Origin of the sequence: Mangrovimicrobium sediminis (assembly GCF_004745945.1) — a bacterium.
Lineage (GTDB): Bacteria > Pseudomonadota > Gammaproteobacteria > Pseudomonadales > Halieaceae > Mangrovimicrobium > Mangrovimicrobium sediminis.
Map to the genome: position 1 here is coordinate 386,729 of NZ_SRLE01000006.1, position 21,683 is coordinate 408,411.

Annotated in this window: 13 protein-coding genes; 9 read left to right on the forward strand and 4 right to left on the reverse strand. The window is 65.7% G+C overall.

Annotation, left to right across the window (positions count from 1 at the left end; all coding sequences use genetic code 11):
- Positions 1-23: 23 nt before the first annotated feature.
- On the reverse strand, positions 24-983 hold the full coding sequence (locus E4634_RS08490; protein ID WP_240725126.1) for a DUF6268 family outer membrane beta-barrel protein: 960 nt from the start codon (positions 981-983) through the stop codon (positions 24-26).
- 267 nt (positions 984-1,250) lie between these two features.
- Between E4634_RS08490 and E4634_RS08495 the strand changes: the two genes are divergently transcribed.
- On the forward strand, positions 1,251-2,465 hold the full coding sequence (locus tag E4634_RS08495) for a cytochrome P450 (RefSeq protein ID WP_167854824.1): 1,215 nt from the start codon (positions 1,251-1,253) through the stop codon (positions 2,463-2,465).
- A 31-nt stretch (positions 2,466-2,496) separates the two neighbouring features.
- Here E4634_RS08495 and E4634_RS08500 read toward each other — a convergent pair whose 3' ends face one another.
- On the reverse strand, positions 2,497-3,126 hold the full coding sequence (locus E4634_RS08500) for a TetR/AcrR family transcriptional regulator (RefSeq protein WP_135442805.1): 630 nt from the start codon (positions 3,124-3,126) through the stop codon (positions 2,497-2,499).
- Positions 3,127-3,324: 198 nt separating this feature from the next.
- Here E4634_RS08500 and E4634_RS08505 point away from each other — a divergent pair, with 198 nt between their 5' ends.
- Together E4634_RS08505 and E4634_RS08510 are read left to right on the forward strand one after the other, a co-directional pair.
- Positions 3,325-4,593: an efflux RND transporter periplasmic adaptor subunit gene (locus E4634_RS08505; protein ID WP_206046832.1), complete on the forward strand. Its 1,269-nt coding sequence runs from the start codon at positions 3,325-3,327 to the stop codon at positions 4,591-4,593.
- A gap of 73 nt (positions 4,594-4,666) precedes the next feature.
- Positions 4,667-7,840 (forward strand): efflux RND transporter permease subunit, encoded by a 3,174-nt coding sequence (locus tag E4634_RS08510; protein WP_135442808.1) that lies wholly within the window; start codon positions 4,667-4,669, stop codon positions 7,838-7,840.
- A gap of 71 nt (positions 7,841-7,911) precedes the next feature.
- Here the strand turns inward: E4634_RS08510 and E4634_RS08515 are convergent, their stop codons facing one another.
- Positions 7,912-8,721 (reverse strand): TauD/TfdA dioxygenase family protein, encoded by an 810-nt coding sequence (locus E4634_RS08515; RefSeq protein ID WP_135442811.1) that lies wholly within the window; start codon positions 8,719-8,721, stop codon positions 7,912-7,914.
- A gap of 218 nt (positions 8,722-8,939) precedes the next feature.
- On the opposite strand from E4634_RS08515, the gene E4634_RS08520 reads away from it, so the two are divergent.
- Complete coding sequence (locus tag E4634_RS08520; protein WP_135442814.1) at positions 8,940-11,723, forward strand: ATP-binding protein; 2,784 nt, start codon at positions 8,940-8,942, stop codon at positions 11,721-11,723.
- A complete protein-coding gene (locus tag E4634_RS08525; RefSeq protein WP_135442816.1) occupies positions 11,716-12,531 on the forward strand; it encodes a mechanosensitive ion channel family protein in 816 nt (271 codons plus the stop codon). The genes E4634_RS08520 and E4634_RS08525 overlap by 8 nt, the downstream gene beginning before the upstream one ends.
- A 31-nt stretch (positions 12,532-12,562) precedes the next feature.
- On the opposite strand, the gene ppnN is transcribed toward E4634_RS08525, so the two are convergent.
- On the reverse strand, positions 12,563-13,948 hold the full coding sequence (gene ppnN / locus E4634_RS08530) for a nucleotide 5'-monophosphate nucleosidase PpnN (protein WP_135442819.1): 1,386 nt from the start codon (positions 13,946-13,948) through the stop codon (positions 12,563-12,565).
- A 257-nt stretch (positions 13,949-14,205) separates the two neighbouring features.
- On the opposite strand from ppnN, the gene E4634_RS08535 reads away from it, so the two are divergent.
- From E4634_RS08535 to gtfA, 4 genes are all read left to right on the forward strand, one after another.
- Complete coding sequence (locus tag E4634_RS08535; protein WP_135442821.1) at positions 14,206-15,858, forward strand: diacylglycerol kinase family protein; 1,653 nt, start codon at positions 14,206-14,208, stop codon at positions 15,856-15,858.
- A gap of 130 nt (positions 15,859-15,988) precedes the next feature.
- Positions 15,989-17,539 (forward strand): sodium:solute symporter family transporter, encoded by a 1,551-nt coding sequence (locus E4634_RS08540; protein ID WP_167854825.1) that lies wholly within the window; start codon positions 15,989-15,991, stop codon positions 17,537-17,539.
- Positions 17,540-17,884: 345 nt separating this feature from the next.
- Positions 17,885-20,179 (forward strand): glucosylglycerol-phosphate synthase, encoded by a 2,295-nt coding sequence (ggpS, locus tag E4634_RS08545; RefSeq protein ID WP_135442824.1) that lies wholly within the window; start codon positions 17,885-17,887, stop codon positions 20,177-20,179.
- Positions 20,180-20,230: 51 nt separating this feature from the next.
- Positions 20,231-21,676, forward strand: a complete 1,446-nt coding sequence (gtfA, locus tag E4634_RS08550) for a sucrose phosphorylase (RefSeq protein ID WP_135442827.1) — start codon at positions 20,231-20,233, stop codon at positions 21,674-21,676.
- Positions 21,677-21,683 lie beyond the last annotated feature (7 nt).

Here is a 21,683-nt window from a genome sequence, read left to right on the forward strand (position 1 = left end):
GCCGGTGATGGTCGGCTCTTCCACTAATCCAGCGCCGGCCGGTAGTTCAGCGTCACATTCAGGAAATAGTTGGCGCTGAAATCCACGTCCGGCTCCTCCACCGCACTGCCCTCCAGGCGCAGGCCGCGCAGGCCGCCCACGCCGGTGCGCGCACCCAACCAGACATTGCCCGCCACCCGGTACTCCACGTCCAGCCCCAGGTCCCAGGCGTCGAAGTTGACGGCGACATCGTCGCGGTCCAGGTCCAGCGACCAGGACGCGCCGGACGGGGCCGCGCCCAGGCGCAGCATCCAGCGCCGGTTCGGCGCGTAGATAATCGCCGGCCAGGGCATCATCGCACTCAGGGTCCAGCGCTCGTCGATGGCCCAGGAAGCGCCGATATAGGGGATATAGAAGTCGTCGCCAAAACCGACGTCCGCGTAGAAGCCGAATGCCCACCACAGCTGCTCGTTCTGCACGTAGCGCGTGAAGGCACCGCCGAGGTACTGCCAGGTCCAACCGCTGCCTTCCAGGCTGCTGTCGTGGCCCAGCGGCATGACAAAGGCCGCCGCCTGCCAGTCAGGGTTCACCTGGCGGAACCAGCCCACCGGCAGGCCGATGGAGGTGACGTCAAATTCCTCGCTCGCTCCCGCACTCACGTCGAAGCGCGACCAGCTCACGTATTCCCCCACCAGCAGCGCGTCACGCTTGCCCAGCAGGAACGGTATACCTGCCATCTGCGAATAGCGATCGACGTTGTACTCCAACTCCTGGCCGTCGGTGGTGGAGACCTCGACATCGCCGTAGGTGGTGGCGGATAGAAACGCAATGGGCGGGAAGGGGGCGTTGGTGATGCCGCGCTGGAAGCGGATATCGCTTTGTTGGAATGCCTCGATGGTGCTGCGTATGTAGCCGGCCCCTTCCTCGTCCGAACTCGCGGATACAGCGCCGGCCAACAACAGGGCGAGTCCGAGGACGCACCCCAGCCCTCGAAGGCGGGTCATAGTCGGCAGCAGTCGAGGGCGGGCGGACGAGACGATCATGGGCATAAATTGTTTCCTGCAGGGAGAACGCGACAGTGCGCGGCTGCGCGCAAGGCCACGGCTATCACCGCTGTTGAGCGCGGCGTATTGAGTATGGTCCAGGATCGCCCGTCGCGCCGCCCCGCGCGGTTCGCGCGCGGTCGAAAACCCAGCGCATTGCGTCGAGAAAAAACGGACCTGCCGCCGCACAGTAACGCACACGGCGTACTCCCACACCGGAGGTTTTGCATGCAAAGCATCGACGAGCTGGAACTGCCCTACTTCCCCACTGACCAGGCGGACTTCGCCAGCGATCCAGCGCCCTGGTTCGCCGCGGCGCGCGAGCAGCACCCGTGGCTGGGCCGCTGCCACTTCGGCTATATCGTGCACGACTTCCAGGCGATGAAAGACCTCATGGGCATGCACGACAAGATGCACATCGCCCATCACCGGGTGGTGGAGCTGATGGGAGGGCGCGGGACGTCCTGGGGCAACTACATCGACGAGTCCATGCAGGCGCAGAACGGCCCGGCGCACAAGCGCCTGCGCGACATCGTCGCCCCGGCCTTCACCCCGCGACAGGCGGAGAAACGCCGGGATATGTCGCGGCAGGTGATCCGCGAACTGCTCGACGAGTGGGCGCCGCGCGAGACCTTCGACTTCGAGGAGTTCGCCGCGCAGTACCCGATCACCATCATGTGCCGGGTGATCGGCGCCTCGCCCGATGTCATCCCCGAACTGCGCGACTCGCTGGAAGCCATCGGCCTCGCCTTCGGCATGGATCCGAGTATCCTGCCGCGCCTCAACGCCGCGGTGGATCACATGACGGTCTTCGTGGAAGCGCTGGTCGCGGCACGGCGGCGCGGCGAGCGGGAGTCGCAGGAGCCGGACCTGCTCGACGACCTGCTGGCGGTGAACGGCGAGGACGGCCTGACCGACGCGGAGCTGGTGAACCTGCTCATCTTCCTGTTCGTCGCCGGCTACGACACCTCGAAGAACCTGATGACGCTGATGATGTACGCCCTGCTGGACCACCCGGACATGTACGTGAAGTGCGCGCAGGACATCGGCTACTGCCGCAAGGTCATCGACGAGACCCTACGCTTCCACGGCCCCACCTCCACCATGCGCGTGAATATCGCCGACGTGGTCTACCGCGATGTGCTGATCCCCGAGGACACCACCCTGTTCTTCCCGCTCAACGTGGCCGGCCGCGGGCCGTCCGCCATCGAGCGCGGCGAGGAGTTCGACCCGGAGCGCGCTACACCCGCGGCGCACCTGGGCTTCGGCCGCGGACCGCATATCTGCCTGGGCATGTTCCTGGCGAAGGTGCAGGTTGAGGAAGGCATGCACGAGATCGCTCAGCGCCTGCATAATCCGCAACTGGCCGGGGAGTTCGGCTGGCGACCCTACGCGGGGGTCTGGGGTTTGCGCGGCCTGCCGCTGCGCTTCGAGGCCGCCTGAGCGGGACGCGGCGCGCCCCGCGGGAAGAGGATCAGTCCGCCGCGCCCAGCTGGGCGTCGAGCATCACCTTGAGAACAGCGTCCATGTTATTCGCGGGCCACTCGCCCTCGGGATAGGACAGCCGCGACATCACCGCTCCCTCCAGTAGCAGGACCAACGCATCCGCCAGCACCTCCGGTGATTTCGCGCCAGCCGCCTCGGCGCGCTCGAGCATGAAGCGGCGCGCCCTCAGGCGACCGTCAAACACCACCTGCCGACCCGGGTGCTCGGTGCCGCGCAATTCGATAGCGGCATTGGCCGAGGGGCAGCCGGAACTGCTCTTGCTCTGCCCTTTGGCGATGATATGGGCAAACAGCGCCTCGATCTGCCGGCGCGGGTCGTCCGGGTAACGCGCCGTCACCTCGTCCCACTGGGCGAAGTTATCCGCCTCGCGGCCGGCGAGGTACTCCACCACGAGCTCATCCTTGGAGCCGAAGTTGCGGTACAGGCTCATCTTGTTGGTGCCCGCCTCGCAGACGATGGCGTCCACCCCCACGCAATTGATGCCCTGCTGGTAGAACAGCGCCGAGGCCGCATCGACGATGCGATCGCGCACGCGCGGCTTGGCGTCGGTTTTCGCGTTGTCGCCCTGGGCGGGCGCGGTGCTTTCTGTGCTGGTCATAAAAATTTCTCTTGACGGAGTGTGTGACCGGTCAGTAACATCCTATCACGTTACTGACCGGTCACACACCATCAGTCTATTATTTTTCTCGCACCGCGTCACGACCCGGCCCCCTTCCGCAGGTTCCGGCGTCGCCAGGCCAGGTGCACATGGCCCCGACCGAAGGTGCGGGGCCAGTATAGCGTAAGGAGTATTACGATGAGACCGACGATACCGAACCTCTCATCCCCACATGTTTCATCGGCACTGCGCGACTACGCCATGGCCAACTGCGCCCGGGCCCGTGCACTCGGGCTGGGCTCTTCCTGGCTCTTCGGCCTCGCGGTCATCGCCATCACCGCCATGCTCTCGGGCTGCGGCGCCGGTGACGTTCAGGCGGCGGTCGCCCCGCCGCCGCCCCAGGTCGATGTCGCCGTGGTACAGACGGAAGAAGTCACCGACTGGAATACCTACACCGGCAACTTCGAGGCGGTGGACAGCGTCGAGCTGCGCCCGCGGGTCAGCGGCTACATCGACGAGGTGCGCTTCGAGGAGGGCAGTGAGGTGAACCAGGGCGAGATCCTGTTCGTCATTGACCAGCGTCCCTACCAGTTGCAGCTGGAGCACGCCGAGGCCGAACTGGCCCGGGCCAAGTCCCTGCTCAAACTGGCGCGCATCGACCTCGAGCGCACGGAAAAACTGCTCGCGGTAAAGGCCGTCTCCAAGGAGGAGTACGACCAGCGCGCCAGTACCCTCAGCCAGTACCAGGCGGAGTACCAGGCCGCCCTCACCGCGCTGGACCAGGCCAAGCTCAACCTCGAATACACCGAGGTGGTCTCCCCGATCGCCGGCCGCGTCTCGCGCGCCGCCGTCACCCGCGGCAACTACGTGACCGCCGGCAGCACGCCGCTGACCACGCTGGTGTCGCTGGACCCGATCCACGTCAGCTTCGAGGCGGACGAGAACAGCTTCAACACACTGCAGGCGCAGATCCGCAACGGCAGCCTGCCGGCGCCGGGCGCGGGCGGCCTGCCGGTGCAGGTCGGTATCACCGGCAACGGCGAGTTCCCTTTCACCGCGCGCCTGACCTTTATCGACAACCGCCTCAACCCCCAGACCGGGACGATTTCCGTGCAGGCCCTGCTGCCCAATCCCGAGCGCCTGTTCACCCCCGGCATGCTGGCCCGCGTGCGCCTGCAGGCCAGCCGCAGTTATGCCGCAGTGATGCTGGACGACGCCGCCATCGGCACCGACCAGGACCGCAAGTACGTGCTGGTGGTCGAGGATGGCAAGGCCCAGTACCGCAACGTGGAAGTCGGCACCTTGCAGGAGGGACGCCGCGTGGTGCGCCGTGGCCTGCAGGCCGGCGAGCAGGTGGTAGTCAGCGGTCTGCAGCGCATCCGCCCGGGCATGCCGGTAGACGCGCGCGTTGTACAACCTGCACAACCGCAGGCCCGCGCTCCCCAGGAACTCGCATTTCGTTTTTAAGGCAACACCCACACAACACCGTGGTAAGCATTGAGCGGCGCGCCGAGTCCGGCGCGCCGCGGGAAAGGTTCACATGAAATTCACACACTTCTTTATCGAACGGCCGATTTTTGCCGGGGTTCTCTCGGTGCTGTTACTGGTGGCGGGCCTGCTCGCCGCGGGACGCCTGCCAATCGCCGAGTACCCCGAGGTCAGCCCGCCGACCATCGTGGTCCAGGCCCAGTTCCCGGGGGCCAACCCGGAAGTCATCGCCGAGACCGTCGCGGCGCCGCTGGAACAGGAGATTACCGGCGTCGAGGACATGATCTACATGAACTCGCGCGCCCAGCAGGATGGCTCGCTGTCCATCACCGTGGTGTTCGAGCTCGGCGCCGATATCGACCGCGCCCAGGTGCAGGTACAGAACCGCGTCGCCCAGGCGCTGCCGCGGCTGCCTGCGGAGGTGCGCGCCCTCGGCGTAACCGCGCGCAAGAGCTCGCCGGACCTGACCATGGTGGTGCACCTGTACTCCCCGGAAGACCGCTACGACAGCCTGTACCTGCGCAACTACGCGCTGATCCAGGTGCGCGACGCCCTCGCCCGCCTGCCCGGCGCCGGCGACGTGCGCATCTTCGGCTCCGGCGACTACGCCATGCGCGTGTGGCTGGACCCACAGGAACTGGCCGCCCGCTCGCTGACCGCCGGCGACGTCATCGCCGCCCTGCAGGAACAGAACGTACAGGTACCGGCGGGCTCGGTGGGCAGTGCGCCGATGTCCAACGCGGTGGATTTCCAGGTAGCGATCAACGCCCAGGGCCGCCTGCGCAGCATCGAGCAGTTCGAGTCGATCATCGTCAAGGTCGGCAACAACGGCGAACTCACCCACCTGCGCGACGTCGCGCGGCTGGAAATGGGCGCCGGCGAATACGCCCTGCGCAGCATGCTGGATAACCGTTCCGCCGTGGCCCTGCCGGTGTTCCTGCAGCCCGGCGCCAACGCCCTGGACCTCGCCGCCAATGTGCGCACGGCGATGGAGGAGATGTCCACCCGTTTCCCGGAGGACGTGGAATACAGCATCGTCTACGACTCCACGGTGTTCGTCGACGAATCCGTGCGCGCGGTGGTCACCACCCTGCTCGAGGCCACCGTGCTGGTGGTGATCGTGGTGCTCCTGTTCCTGCAGACCTGGCGCGCCGCGTTGATCCCGATTATCGCGGTGCCGGTGTCCATCATCGGCACCCTGGCCGCCCTGCTGCTGTTCGGCTTCTCCATCAACACCCTGACCCTGCTCGGCCTGGTGCTGGCGGTGGGTATCGTGGTGGACGACGCCATCGTGGTGGTGGAGAACGTGGAGCGCGGCATCGAGGACGGACTCAGCCCGCGGCAGGCGGCGCACCGTTCCATGGACGAAGTGGCCGGGCCGATCATCGCCATCTCGCTGGTGCTGTGCGCGGTGTTCGTGCCGCCGGCCCTGGTCAGCGGTTTCAACGGCGCCTTCTACCGCCAGTTCGCACTGACCATCGCCTTCGCCTCGGTGTTCTCCGCCTTCAACTCGCTGACCCTGTCGCCGGCACTGTGCGCGCTGCTGCTGCGTGCCCACGACGCGCAACCGGACCGCGTGCAGCGCACCATCGACGGCGCGCTGGGCTGGTTCTTCCGCCCCTTCAACCGGCTGTTCGACCGCGCCGCGGGAGGCTACCGCCGCGGTGTACAGCGCGTGCTGCGCGCCTCGGGTATCTCGCTGGTGGTCTACGCGCTGCTGGTGGTAGCCGCGGGTTGGGGCTTCAAGGTCACCCCCGAGGGCTTCGTACCGGAGCAGGACAAGGGCTACCTGGTGACCATCGCTGCGCTGCCTCCCGGCGCCTCCATCGAGCGCACCGAGGAAGTGGTGCGCGAGATCTACGACATCGCCAAGACCATCCCGGGCATCCGCCACGCGGTGCAATTCCCCGGGCTGTCGATCAACGGTTTCACGCGCTCCTCCAACAGCGCGATCATCTTCCTGCCGCTGGACCCCTTCGAGGAGCGCGGTACGCAACAGTCCGGGCCGGCACTGGCGGCAGCGCTCAACGCCCGCCTGGGTGAGATCAAGGACGCCTTCACCATGACCATGGCGGCACCGCCCATCCGCGGCTTCGGCCCCGCCGGTGGTTTCAAGCTGCAGATCGAGGACCGCACCGCCAGCGGCAGCGACGCCCTGAACGAGATGACCCAGGCCCTGCTGGCCGAGGCGCGCAAGCGCCCGGAAATGGTCGGCGTATTCAGCAACTACGAGATCAACGCCCCGCAGTTGTACGCCGATGTCGACCGCGAGAAAGCCAAGCGCATGGGCATAGACCTCGACGACCTGTTCATGACCCTGCAGGCCTACCTCGGCTCCTACTACGTCAACGACTTCAACCAGTTCGGCCGCACCTTCCGCGTTGTCGTGCAGGCGGACCAGCGTTTCCGCTCGCAGGCCGACGACGCCCTGCTGCTGCAGACCCGCAACAGCGCCGGCAACATGGTGCCGCTGGGTGCTGTGATGAACCTGCAGCAGAGCTACGGCCCCAACCTTGTACAGCGCTACAACGGCTTCCCCTCCGCCGATATCAGCGGCAAACCCGCACCCGGCTATAGCTCCGGCCAGGCGCTAGCGGCGCTGGAAGAAGTGGCCGCCGCCACCCTGCCCAACGGCGTGACCTACTCCTGGACCGAAATCGCCTTCCAGCAGGTGGCGTCAGCGGGCACCCTGGCCACCGTGCTGCCGCTGTGCGTGCTGCTGGTGTTCCTGGTGCTGGCGGCGCAGTACGAGAGCATCCGCCTGCCCATGGCGGTGATCCTCATCGTACCCATGTGCCTGCTCAGCGCCGTGCTCGGCCTGATGCTGATGCGCTCGGAAGTGAACATCTTCACCCAGGTCGGCCTGTTCGTGCTTATCGCGCTGGCGGCGAAGAACGCTATTCTCATCGTCGAGTTCGCCCGCGAGTTGCAGGCCGAGGGCCTGTCGGTGGCAGATGCCGCGCTGGAGGCCTGCCGCCTGCGCCTGCGGCCGATCATCATGACCTCCTTCGCCTTCATCTTCGGCGTGGTGCCGCTGATGATCGCCCACGGCGCCGGTGCCGAATTGCGCAACGCACTGGGCATCACCGTGTTCTTCGGCATGCTCGGGGTGACCTTCTTCGGCATCTTCTTCACGCCGCTGTTCTACGTGGTGATGCAGCGGGGTCGCTCGCAGGAGAAAGAGGCGCAGGCACCCGCGCCCGCCAGCGCCAGCGAGACGGGCTGAGGCGGACTACGCGCCGCGGCGCAATGCTGTGAATGGTGTTGCGACGCTCCCGCGATAGCAGCGGGTGGCTATCAGCCCGGCCGGGCCTGCGCCATCAGTTCCTGGAAGGTCTTGGTGCCCAGCACGGTGCGCTGCATGACCCTTGCACCGTCGCCCGGCTCCGCGGCGGCGGGCCGTGAGTGCTGCAGGGCGAGATTGTCCCAGAGCACCAGGTCGTAGGGCCGCCAGTGATGCTCGTAGACGCACTCCGGCGCGTACAACGCAGTGAACAATTCGTCCAGCACCTTGTCGCTCTGTTCTTCGGGGAGTTCGTGAATGCGCCGGGCGTGCTCCTCCGTGACGAACAGCACCGGCTGGCCAGTACGCGGGTGGATCAGGCGTAAGGGCTGGTCGGCAATGAAATCGGGCCAGCCCTCGCCGAAAAGATCCGTCGCCGGCAGGCAATGGCGGACGGTCTTGGTCGCCAGTTCCACCTGGCGTTCCTGCCCCAGGCGCTGCCAGGCGTCCACGCCGCTGGCAAATACCGTACTGGTGCCGCCCTCGGGTATCGCCAGCGCATGCAGAGCGATCGCCTCGAAGGGAGCCTCGGTGAAAGTGAGGTCGCTGTGAAAACGCAGGGGTTCGCGGCCGCTGGCATTTTGCGTGTTGTCGAGCACGGTCCAGTAGCGGCCGTTCTCCCCGGTAGGCACCAGGCTGCCGAACCAGCTGGTGATTTTCACCTGGCGCTCCGGCGGCAGGGGACTGTTGAGCCGGAAGACCAGCAGGTGGTGGTGATCGAGCGCGCTGCGCAGCTCGTGCAACTGGCTGCTACTGGGTTCGAACGCGGGGTCGAAGTCGTCGACCTCGACCGCGAAGCTGCTATGTAGAGGGTGCAATACCATGCTGGACCCGCACCGGGCAGAGACTCGTGCCACACCCCGGAGAATTATTTTTATGACGCTAGCGTATTAATTTCAGTGCTCCAGCGATGGTAATCGACAGCGCTGTCGAGAACAAGCGATCACTACTGTTTCACGACATTAGCGGGATTCGTACTATACTCGGCGCAGGCGACACTCGATCGCCACTCCCGTGACTGGCGGAACGAATCACTGGCACCATGAAAGCGGCGCGACTGGCCCTGCTGGCCCTCCTGTTGGCCTTCCCTGCCCTGGGTGAAGACCTGGTTGCGGACTTTCCCGCGTGTCGGGAGGAAAAGCGCGCCCTGCGCACCCTCGACAGCGAGCTGCAGCACTACCGCCAGCTCGTCGCGACCATCGACGCCGTGGTCGACGGCGGCGCCCCGGCCAGCCTCGACGGCGAGGGGCTGCAATCGCTGTTCGCCGCCAGCGAGGAAACCTCCAAGGTACTGCGACTGCCGGACCGCGCCAGTTGCACCACCCTGCGCGAGCAATACCGCCAGTTGAGCGCCGAACTGGACTGGGAGAAAACCCAGCTGGCGGAGCGCCGCGAGCGCTACTGGACCCACCTGCCACAGGTGCCGCGCGACGCCCTGCTGCGCGTGTGGAACTCGCGCACGCGGGTGCACCAGGCCGGCGAGGCACTGCTCGCCGCGCACCCGGACAGCGCCGAAGTGCTGCAGCAATGGCGCGGCGCACTGGTGCAGCAGCGCCACACGTTCTGGACCTTGCTGCCGCGGCTATCCGACGAAGTATCGCCGCGCGATGTCGAACTGTGGCTGGCGCAGTGGCATTCCGCCCTCGACGCCCTGCAATCCCTGCCGGACATTGACGAGCAGCAGCGCGCCGAACTCACTCCAGGCGCTATCGAGGCACTGCAGAAGCACCACCGCCTGCTGACCCTGGATGCCCTGGTCATCGCCAACAACTACAACGCAGTGCGCGCCTGGCTATGGGACGAGCACCGCAGTGTCTTCGCCACCGCTGCCCCCGGCCTTGCCGGCAGTTCGCAACTACTGTTGGACGAGGCCCGCGCCGGCCGCGCCATCGCGCACTGGCTGGTGATCGACGCGCTGGTCGGCGGCCACCGTATCAATGGCGATGCCAACCCGCTGTTGTGGCGCTTCTTCCAGGGCTTCGAATACCTGTTCGGCCTGCTCGGCCTGTTCGCCCTGGCCTTTGTCGCCCGGCGCGTGGAGGCCCCTGCTGCGACCTGGCAGGCGGCGTTCGCCCGTCGCTACCGCGGCAATCGCGCGCGCGCCCAGGTGGTGCGCGTCACCTCCGGCATCCCCGCGCTGCTGCCCTGGCTGGTGGGCTGGTTCGGCCTGAACCTGCTGGAGAACCTGTTCCGCCACTACCACCTGGCACTTCTGGTGCCGCTGCTGCCATTTGCCCGCCTGTACATCGTCTACGGTGTGCTCAGCCTGATCGGCGAGTGGTTCCTGCACCGCATCGCCGACCTCGCCGGCAGCTACCTGAACAGCGAACAACAGGAGGCGATGGCCGCCCGCTCGCGCCGTTTCGCCCGCCTGGTGATCCTGCCCTGGCTGCTCAAGGACCTGTTCGAACTAACCGTGGGGCCGTCCCTGTCCCTGGTCATCCTCGACTGGCTGACGGTGGTCGCCGCACTGGTGGCGCTGGGGCTGCTGTTGCGTCCCTGGCAGAAGGATTTCGTGCGCGCGCTGCAGTCGTTCATTCCCGCCTCCATGGACGGAGTCGTCCAGCGCATCTTCGGTGGACGCGCCTTCGTCGTGTTCGCCCCGCTGGCCGCGCCGGTCATGTTGCTGGCCATGCTGGTGTTCTTCCTGCACAAGGGCCTGGTGGACTTCGACTGGTACCGCAAGCTGATGGCGCGCAGTTTCATGCTGCGCTCCACCGGCGTCGAAGAGGAAGGCGCTGCCGAGTCCGATCCGGCGGCGCTGGCGGACTACCAGCGCTGGTTCGGCGATCGCCTCGAGGAAGACAGCGCGCCGCCGTTCATCAATGTCGACGTCCTGCAACTGATGCAAAAAAGGATGACCGCCTGGCTCGCGGAACACACGGACGAGAACTCCATCCTGCTAAGCGGCGAACGCGGTTCCGGCAAGACGACGGTCATCGAGCGCCTGCAGGGCTGGCTGGCCGACCTGGAAGAACCCCTGCAGGTGCACTATGTGAATGTACCCGCGAAGAGCGCCAGCCCCGAAGCCGTCGCCGCACTATTGCAGCCCGTGCTCGAGGTGCCGCTGGTCGACGGTCCGGCGGAACTGGTGAAGTCGGATGCCGAGCGCACACCGACGGTGCTGATCATCGACAACGCCCACAACTGCTTCCTGCGCGAGGTGGGCGGTCTGGACGGCTGGGAGTTCCTGCTCGGCCTGACCCGCGCACGCCTGCGCAACGTGTTCTGGATCGTCAGCATGAACAACCAGGGCTGGGCCTACCTCAGTCACGTGTTCGGCCGCGATCACCAGTTCAACCGCCTGCTGCAGACCCGGCCCTGGAGCCAGAGCGATATCCGCTCGCTGATTCTCTCGCGCAACCAGTTGAGTGGTTACCGCATCCAGTACGACAGCATCCTGCTCGCCACCCGCGGGCCGGAGGCCGGCAACCTGCGCAACGCCGAGCAGTTGTACTTCAGCCTGCTGTGGGACGCCTGCCGCGGCAACCCGCTGCTGGCCCTGCGCATGTGGCTGACCTCGGTTACAGTGAACAAGAATTCGGTGACCGTGGGCCTGCCGGCGGAGATGTCCTCCGCTGCCCTGGAACGCCTGGACGAGGACCTGCACTTCGTCTACGCCGCGCTGGTCCTGCACGAGAACATGACCAGCGACGAACTGGTCGCCACCACCGCTATGCCCGAGAGCCTGGTGCGCGCGGCGCTGAAACTCGCCTTCGACATCGGCTTCGTCGAGCGCTCGGTGAACCGCCGCTACCGTGTGGTGCCGCTGTGGTACCCCGCGGTGCTCCGCCTGCTGGCGAGGAAGAACCTGCTGCATGAATGAAGACGCCAACAACCTGATCGACGAGTTCGACGTGGTAGCGGGGATGTTCGATGCCGGCACGTTGCTGTTGCTGTTCACCGGCATTTTCACCATCTGGATCGCCAACTGGCTGGTGCGCCGCTTCTGTGAAGGGCTGATGGCGCGCATGCCCTCGCGGCGCTTCGCCATCCTGCAACTCTCCACGCTGATCAGCTTCGTGCTGTATATCGGCGGCGCCGTGGTGCTGGTGGTCGGCGTTTTGCAGCCGCCGCAGGAATTCCTGCTGGCGGTGGGCGGCTCCGCGGCGGTGGCGGTGGGTTTCGCCCTCAAGGACGTGGCCGCCTCCCTGGTCTCCGGCATCATGCTGCTGTTCGACCGCCCCTTCCAGGTCGGCGACAAGGTCTCGTTCAACGGGGTCTATGGCACGATCACCGCCATCACCCTGCGCTCGGTACGCCTGCAGACGCTGGACGACAACACGGTGACCATTCCCAACTCGCGCTTCATCACCGAGATCGTCTCCTCCGGCAACATGGGCGCCATGGACATGATGGTGACGGCGGACTTCCACCTGGCGCTGGACGCTGACATCGACAGGGCCCGGGATATCGTACGCCAGGTGATCGTCACCAGCCGCTTCGCCTACCTGAAGAAGCCGGTGACCTTCGCCGTGGAGGAAGTGGCGGTCGCCGAGCGCCTGGCCATCCGCCTGCGCGCCAAGGCCTACGTGCTGGACGTGGACCACGAGAAAGCCTTCAAGAGCGACATCACCAGCCGCGCCAGCAAGCGCCTGCTGGCGGCGGGTATTCCTCGGCCGGCGCGGCTGTAATCGGGGTTCGGGGCCGCAGCGGTCCCTCGGGTCAGGGCAGCGTCTCGCCCTCGCCGGCGAAGCGGAAGCAGGGCCGGTAGGTGGCCGGGTCGAGTTTCATACGGCGCTCGGCAACGAAGCCCTCGAGCAGTTCTCCCAGCGACTTCACCAGGTCGGGTTCGCCGTGCAGCAGGTAGGGACCGCGCTCTTCCACCTGGCGCACGCCGCTCTCCTTGACGTTGCCCGCCACCAGCCCGGAAAAGGCCCGGCGCAACTCGGCGATCAGCTGGTGCCGCGGCTGGTCGCGGTGCAGTTGCAGGGCGGCCATGTTCTCGTGGGTGGGCTCGAAGGGTTGCTGCAGATCCGCGCTGATTGCCAGCCCCCAGTTGAAGCCGAAGGACTCGCTGCCCTGCACGCGGTGGTCGCGCACCGCACGCAGGCCGCGCTTGACCCGTCGCGCTACCTCTACCGCGTCGCCGCAGATGATCTCGTAGTGCTGCGCCACCTCGTCACCCAGGTTCTGCCGCAGGAAAGCATCGATGCGCTGGAAGTAACCGGCGCTGGCGGCCGGCGCCGCCATGACCAGCGGCAGCGGGATACCCGCGTTGTCCGGGTGCATTTTCACCCCGAGCAGGTAGAGGATTTCCTCCGCGGTGCCGACACCGCCGGGGAAGATGATGATGCTGTGCGCCAGGCGCACGAAGGCCTCCAGGCGCTTTTCGATATCCGGCAGGATGACCAGTTCGTTGACCAGCGCGTTCGGCGATTCCGCCGCGATGATCCCCGGCTCGGAAATACCGACATAGCGGCAATCGCGGCTCAACTGCTTGCCGTGGCCGATGGTGGCGCCCTTCATCGGCCCCTTCATGGCCCCGGAACCGCAACCGGTGGCGATATCCATGCCGCGCAGGCCCAGCTGGTAACCCACTTCCTTACAGAACTCGTACTCCTCGCGGCCGATCGAGTGCCCGCCCCAGCAGACCACGAGGCGCGGCGCGGTGTCGCTGCTGACGGTGTCGGCGTTGCGCAGGATGCGGAACACCGCGTCGGTAATCCCCTCGCCGGAATCCACGTCGAACTGGCGCTGCTCCACCAGTTTGTGGTGGGTGTACACGATATCGCGCAGCACCGCGAACAGGTGCGCGCGAATACCCTCAATCATGCGGCCGTCAACGAAGGCCTGCCCGGGCGCATTGCGCAATTCCAGCTTCAGGCCGCGCGGTTCGGGAATAACGCGCACGTCGAAGTCGTGGTACAGGGCGTAGATCTCGCGGGCGTCATCCATCTCGCCGCCGGTGTTGAGCACGGCCAGGGCGCAGCGACGGAACAGCTCGTGAATCGCCTGGTCGGCGCGGGCAAGGCTGGCCATCTCGCGCTGCGATAGCAGGTCGAGACTGTGTCTGGGTCGCACGGAGGCGAAGGCTTTCTTGTTGTGCATGCCCGCCACTATAGAGCAAACCCGGTGCACGACAAGCGTTGCGCAGTTGCCGGAGTTGTGAGTGAACAGCCGCGCAGCACCTGTCTTTTTCGGCGGGGTGTCCCGCCACTTCCCGGCCGGGACACTCCTCAAGCAGCGCCCCCACGAACGGGCAACTTGCATGTCCAGGCCTGCAGTGGCAGCCTCGTACGAGAGCGCTGTCGCCGGAACGCCGGCTTTCGCCAGCGCCGCAGCCCGACCTGAACACCGAGACCCACATGAATTCACTGGCCCGTTCACGCGGCCGCCTGGCCGCGGCTTATCTTCTCGCCGCCGCCGCGCTGCTCGGCACAGCCTTTCTCTGGCGCAACCCGCTATGGCTGCTACCGGCCCTGTGGAGCGCGCTGAGCCTGGCCGCGGTCGGCGTGGCCTACGCCCTCAACAACCCGATGATTTTCCGCAAGAACAGCAGCGGCGAGATTCCGCCGTGGATCAGCTGGCTGCTGGTACCGTTCTTTCTCGGCGTGTACGCCTACAACTACCTGCAGCACCGCCGCGACGGCGCGCCCAATATCCAGCGCGTCGACGACGGCATCCACGTGTCCGGCCGGCTGACCCAGGACGATGTGCCCGAGTTGCGCTCCCTGGGCATCGGCGCGGTGCTCGATGTCACCGCGGAGTTCAACGCCCTGGACAGGAGTCTGGTGGACCAGCCCATCCACTACCTCAACATACCGGTGCTGGACCACTCGGTACCCACCGCCAGCCAGCTCAACCGCGCCGTGAACTGGATCGACCGGCGCATTCGCAGCGGCCAGCAGGTGGTGGTGCACTGCGCGCTGGGCCGCGGGCGCTCGGTGCTGGTGATCGTCGCCTACCTGCTGGCCAGCGGCCGCTGCGACACGCGGCGCGACGCCGAGGCGCTGGTGCGCCGCACGCGCACGCTGGCGCGCCTGAACCCGGCACAGGCGGCATTTATCGAGCAACTGCACGCCAGCGGCGAACTGTGTATCACGCGCAACGCCTGCGTCATCGCCAACCCGGTCGCCGGGGGCGGCAAATGGGAGCGCCACCGCGAACGGGTGGAGGAGCAGCTGTCGCAGTTCTATCGCCTGCAGATCAAGACCACTACGCCCGAGACCGGGGCAAGCATCCTCGCCGAGGAGGCGCTGGCGGAGGGCGCGGACCTTATCATCGCCGGCGGCGGCGACGGCACCCTGGCAGAGGTCGCGTCAGTACTCGTGGGCAGCGAGACACTGTTCGGCATCCTGCCTCTGGGTACGGCAAACGCGCTGTCCCACGCCCTGTTCGGCAACCTGTCAAAGCTTGTGCCGATGGAAACCGCGCTGGCCGCACTGACCCACGGCCGCCCGGTGTCCATCGATACCGCCGACTGCAACGGCGAGACCATGTTGCTGGTCGCGGCGCTGGGCTTCGAGGAGCAAATGATCAGCCACGCCGACCGCGAGGAGAAAAACGGCCTCGGCCAGGGCGCCTACCTGCAGGGCTTCTGGCGCGCGCTGGTGGACAACGCCACCCTGGAACTGGAAGTTCGCTTTGACGACGAGGACAGCCAGCGCATCAGCACCAGCAGCATGGTCATCGCCAACGCGTCGCCGGCCACGTCGATACTCGCACAGGGTGGCGGACTGCCGGACTACCGGGACGGCGAACTCGACATCACCTGGCTGAAACCGGGTGAGGGTGCACGGCAAAACCTCGGTTCAATGCTGGAACTGATGGGCAGCGTGGACGGCGACAGCGTAATCCACCGGCGCGCGTCTGCTGTCGCCGTCAGGGTTATCGAGGGCCAGCGGCGGCACGTGGTCGACGGCGAGCCGCGCGAGTCCGGCGAGGTGAAGGTTCGGGTGGTGCCGGCCAGCCTCACAGTGCTGGTTCCAGCGGGCAGCGCTACAACCGCAAGCGACTGACGCCGGGCCTGCAACCGACCGCCCCTGGCGGCGCATTTGGAAAAGCGCCGGCATTCGTCCACAATAAAACGCGAGGCCGGCACAGCCGGAAACCTCGCTCGATGCATAAGCCGACTCGAAGGGAGATTCCGTGCCAACGCTCGCAACGTTGGATTACGCTGTTATTGTCGCGTATGTGATTATCGTCATCGCGCTCTGTGTGCGGGTGACGCGGCGCTCGCCCGACACGGACGAGTTGTTCCTGGCCGGCCGCAGCCTCGGGCCGGCGGTCATCGGCCTCTCCCTGTTTGCCTCCAATATTTCCTCGACCACCTTGATCGGCCTGCCGGGCGCCGCCTGGGAGCACGGCATTTCCGTCGCCAACTACGAATGGATGGCGGCCCTGGTGTTGCTGTTCACCGCGGTGTTCGTGCTCCCGGTGTTCATCCGCAGCCGCATCACGACAATTCCCGAAGTGCTTGAACAGCGCTTCGATGCGCGCCTGCGCAAGTATCTCTCGGCGGTATCCCTGTTCCTCAGCATCGTCCTGGACACCGCCGGCAGCCTGTATGCCGGCGCCCTGGTATTGATGCTGTTCTTCCCCGGGCTGGACCTCGCCGCCACCTGCGCCGCCATGGCCCTGTTCGCCGGCATCTACACCGCGGCGGGCGGCCTGCGCGCGGTGGTCTACACCGACGTTTTGCAGGCCACGGTGCTGCTGCTCGGCTCGCTGATTCTCTCCCTGCTGGTGTTCGGCGAGTTCGACTACAACTGGTCACGGGTGGTGGATTCGGTAGACCCGGGGCATATGTCGCTCATCCGCCCGATGGACGACCCCGCCCTGCCCTGGCTGGGCACGCTTATCGGCCTGCCACTGCTGGGTTTCTACTACTGGACCATGAACCAGTACGTGGCCCAGCGCCTGCTCGGGGCGCGCGATGTGCAGGCCGCGGCCAGGGGCGCGATGCTCGCCGCGGCCCTGAAGTTGCTGCCGCTGTTCCTGATGGTCATGCCCGGGGCCATGGCGATCAGCCTGTTCCCGGACCTGGAGCGCGCCGACACTGTATTCCCACGGCTGATCGCGGAGTACGCCCCAGCCGGGCTGGCAGGGCTGATGCTCGCCGGACTCATGGCCGCGATCATGTCCAGCGTCGACTCCACGCTGAACTCCGCCTCCACCCTATTGATGGTGGATTTCGTCAAGCCGCGCCACCCGCAGATGAGCACCCGCAGCATCGCCCGCTGGGGCCGCGTCTGCACCCTGGTGCTGATGTTGCTGGCGGCGCTGTGGGCACCGGCCATCGACCACTTCCCGGGCTTGTTCGCCTACCTGCAGCAGACCTTCGCCTACGTCACCCCGCCGCTGGTCGCGGTGTTTGCGGCGGGCTTTTGCAGCCGCAGGATCGGCGCGCGGGCGGCGCTGTTCGGCCTCGCCCTGGGCCACGGCTTCGCGGCGCTGGCGTTTGTCGGCGCGCAACTGGGCTGGCATGACATTCACTTCACCATCGTCGCCGGCATCCTGTTCGCGTTCACGCTGGTGTGCATTTACACCTTGCAGCAAATGCCGGGCTTCGCTCCCGCACTGAGTGCGCAGGTGAGCGCCGTGCGCCGGCGCGACGGCGAGGCCCTGCCTGCGCGGCTGCGCCTGGGCATCCTCGCCCTGACCGTCCTGACGCTGGCGCTGGTTTTCGCGTTCCGTTGAACAGCGACAAAAAATCACGCAATTCGAAACCCGCTTTAAATCGAGTTTTACTCTATAAATAAAGGGGTTTCATGGCATATTCCTGGAACACACGCCAGCCGCCTTAGAATTTTTCCCGGAAATCTGGTTTAATTAGCTGCTGGAAACACGTTTGTCACAGAGCACTGCGGTGCGTGTGCCGATGTTCCACGCGGTATGCCTGCGTCGTTCAAGCCCTTTGCCTGTGGCACTCACCGACCCCGAATTCGACGGTCGGGGGCTCCGCGGTCAACTCCTGAACTGCAATAGCTGCGGCTCGAGCCCTCCCGTCAAGCACGAAACAACCCTGACTGGTAGGAGCACTGAATGCTGTTGGCGACTGATCTCGATGGAACATTTCTTGGCGGCGAACTCGAAGCCCGCACCAACCTCTATCAACTGATCGCCTCACATCCCGATATCGACCTGATCTTCGTCACCGGACTCGGCCTGGAGTCGGTTCGCCCCCTGCTCTCGGATCCGATGATCCCGCACCCCAAGTACATCATCTGCGATGTCGGCAGCACGGTGATCGACGGCGAAACCCTGCAACCCCTGCACCCGCTGCAGGCGGATATCGACCGGCGCTGGCCTGGTGAGCACGCGGTGGAACAAGTGCTCGGCGGCTTCGCCGGCCTGCAACGCCAGGAAGTACCGCAGGAGCGCCGCTGCTCCTACTTCTGCACGCCCGATGTGATAACGCCGGCACTGCGCGCCGCCGTCGAAGCGCTGGACTGTGACCTGCTGTACAGCGCCGACCGCTACCTGGATATCGTGCCGCGCGGCATCGACAAGGGACGCACGCTCAGCGCGCTGATCGACCACATCGGCGTGGACCACGGACGCGTGCTGGTCGCCGGCGACACCCTGGCTGACATCGCCATGTTCGAACAGGATTTCAACGGCGTTTGTGTCGGCGATGCCGAGCCGGGATTGCTCAAGGCCACCGAGGGCCTGTCGCGGGTCTACCACGCGCAGGCCGCCGGTTGCGGCGGCATCCTCGAGGCGATCAGCCATTTCTCCTACCTCGGCCCGGCGGGCATCGACGGCGAGACCCGCGACGCCTTCGCCTCGGGCAAGTCGGACCTTGTCATCGTCTATCACCGCCTGCCCTACGAGGAATTCATGCAGGACGGCAAGCTGGTGCGCCGCCGACCACAGTCACCCAACGGAATCATTCCAACGTTGCTCAGCTTCTTCGCCGACGGGCGCTCCGGCTCCTGGGTCGCCTGGTCGCAGTACGAAAACGACGATGGCACCTTCGAGGTACATACCGAGGTCGACACCGAGAACTACCCGAACCTGGTGGCAGCGCGCGTCTCGCTCTCCGCGGAAGACGTGGACATCTTCTACAAGAAGTTTTCCAAGGAGGCGTTCTGGCCAACCCTGCACACCTTCTGGGAGCGCGCGAGCTTCGAGGAGGACCACTGGGAGGTGTTCCTCAAGGTCAACCAGCTGTTTGCCGAGCGCACCGCGGCGGAGGCTGCGCCGGGGGCCACGGTGTGGATACACGACTACAACCTGTGGATGGTCCCCGCCTACCTGCGCGAGTTGCGCCCGGACCTGACCATCGCCTTCTTCCACCACACCTACTTCCCCTCCGCGGACGTGTTCAACGTGGTGCCCTGGCGCCGCGAGATCGTCGGCAGCCTGCTGCAGTGTGACTACATCGGTTTTCATATTCCGCGCCAGGCGGAGAACTTCGTGGATGTCGCGCGCGGCGTGATGCCTGTGGAAGTCGTCGAGCGCGTAAACTGCGCGCCGCGTTTCCTCACCTTCGGCTGCGCGGTCGGCCTCGACGAGATGACCACGCGCATCAGGGTCAACGACCGCTACATCGGCCTCGGCGCCCACCCGGTGGGCCTGGACCTCAACCGGGTTGAGAAAGTACTCGCGGACCCGGCCACCCAGGAGCGCCTTGAAGTGCTGCGCGAGGAGTTGTCCGGCGTGCGCCTGATCCTTTCCGTGGAGCGGCTCGACTTCACCAAGGGCATCCTGGAAAAACTCGAGGCCTACGAGCGCCTGCTCGATGAACACCCGGAACTCAGCGAGAAAATCACGCTGATGATCGTCTGCGTGCCCGCGGCCAGCGGCATGACCATCTACGACGAACTGCAATCCCAGATCGAACAGACCGTCGGGCGTATCAACGGCCGTTTTGCTCGCGTGGGCTGGACCCCGGTGCAGTTCTTCTTCCGCTCCCTGCCCTTCGAGGAACTGGTCTGCTACTACACCATGTCCGACGTCATGTGGATCACCCCCCTGCGCGACGGCCTCAACCTGGTGGCCAAGGAATACGTCGCCACCCAGGGCATGACCGATGGCAGCGGTGTGCTGGTACTGTCGGAGTTCACCGGGGCCGCCGCCGAACTGCGCGGCGCGGTACTGACCAATCCGCACGACCCGCGCGAGTTGGCCAACACCTGCTATTTCGCCCTGTCCATGAACCGCACCGAGGCCAGGAACCGGCTCGCCGAGGCCTTCGACGTGGTGCGTCACTACGACATCGACTACTGGGCGAAAAACTTCCTCGACGCGGTGGCCGAGTACGACGCGAGCTTCCTCGAGCGCGAGACCAGCGACGAGTCACAGCCGGATGAGCACGGCACGCGCGTCGCCTGACGCGCGCTCTCCACCACACACTTCTAACGTACACCGTCCTAGGGAGACACCATGCCTCTACGCAATACGATTCAGCTCATCTGCTATCCCAACCGTATCGGCAACAACCTCGCAGACCTCTACAACACGCTGGAAACGTATTTTTCCGATGCGCTTGGCGGGGTGCACATCCTGCCCTTCTACCCGTCCAATGCCGACGGCGGGTTCTCGCCCCTCACCCATGCTGAGGTCGATCCGGCCTATGGCACCTGGGAGGACATCGAGCGCATCTCCGCCAAATACGACCTGTGCGCCGATCTCACGGTCAACCACATCTCCGACGAGTCCGAGGAATTCAAGGATTTCCTGCAGCACGGCTTCGAGTCCAAATACGCCGACCTGTTTGTCGACGTCGACAAGTTCGGCGAGATCTCCCATGACGACCTGGCGAAAATCCATATTCGCAAGGAGAAGGAACCCTTCCGCGAGGTCACCTTCGCCAACGGCGACACAGCGCGCGTGTGGTGTACCTTCACCGAGCGCCAGATCGACCTGAACTACCAGTCGGAACTCACCTACCAGCTGCAGGAGGCCTACATCCGCGAGCTGACCTCCCACGGCGTCAAGCTGCTGCGCCTGGACGCGTTCGGCTATACCACCAAGGAGATCGGTACCAGCTGCTTCCTGGTCGAGCCGGAGGTCTACCGCAACCTGGAGTGGATCAACGAGGTGGCCCTCAAGTACGGCGCCGAGTGCCTGCCGGAAGTGCACGACCACACCAGCTACCAGTACGCGATCGGCCGCCGCAACATGCACCCCTACGGCTTTGCCCTGCCGCCGCTGCTGCTGTACTCCCTGCTCGATGCCAACAGCGTGTACCTGAAGAACTGGCTGCGCATGTGCCCGCGCAACCAGATCACCGTGCTCGACACCCACGACGGCATCTGCATTCCCGACGTGGAAGGCGTCCTGCCGGACGACAAGATCCGCATCCTGATCGACAACATCGACGCGCGCAGCGCCGACCCCATCCTGCGCCGCTCGGCCGCCAACATCCACAGCGTCGGCGCCATCTACCAGCTCACCTGTACCTTCTACGACGCGCTGATGCAGAACGACGACGCCTACATCGCCGCCCGCGCGATCCAGTTCTTCACCCCCGGCATTCCGCAGGTCTACTACGTGGGCCTGCTCGCCGGCTGCAATGACGAGGAACTGATGAACGAGACCGGCGAGTTGCGCGACATCAACCGCCACTTCTACACGCTGGAAGAGGTGGACGAGGCAGTGCAGCAACCGGTGGTACAGCGACTGCTCGCCCTGATGCGCTTCCGCTGCAGCTACCCCGCCTTCGAGGGCCGCTTCGAACTCAACTACTCCAGCGATTCGAGCGTCGCCATGGGCTGGCGTCACGGCGAGGCCTATTGCAAGCTGTTCGTCGACCTCAACTTCAACATCACCACTGTCACCTACCGGGATATGGAAACCGGCGAGGAGACTACGCTGGCGCTGCCCTAGAGCGGCA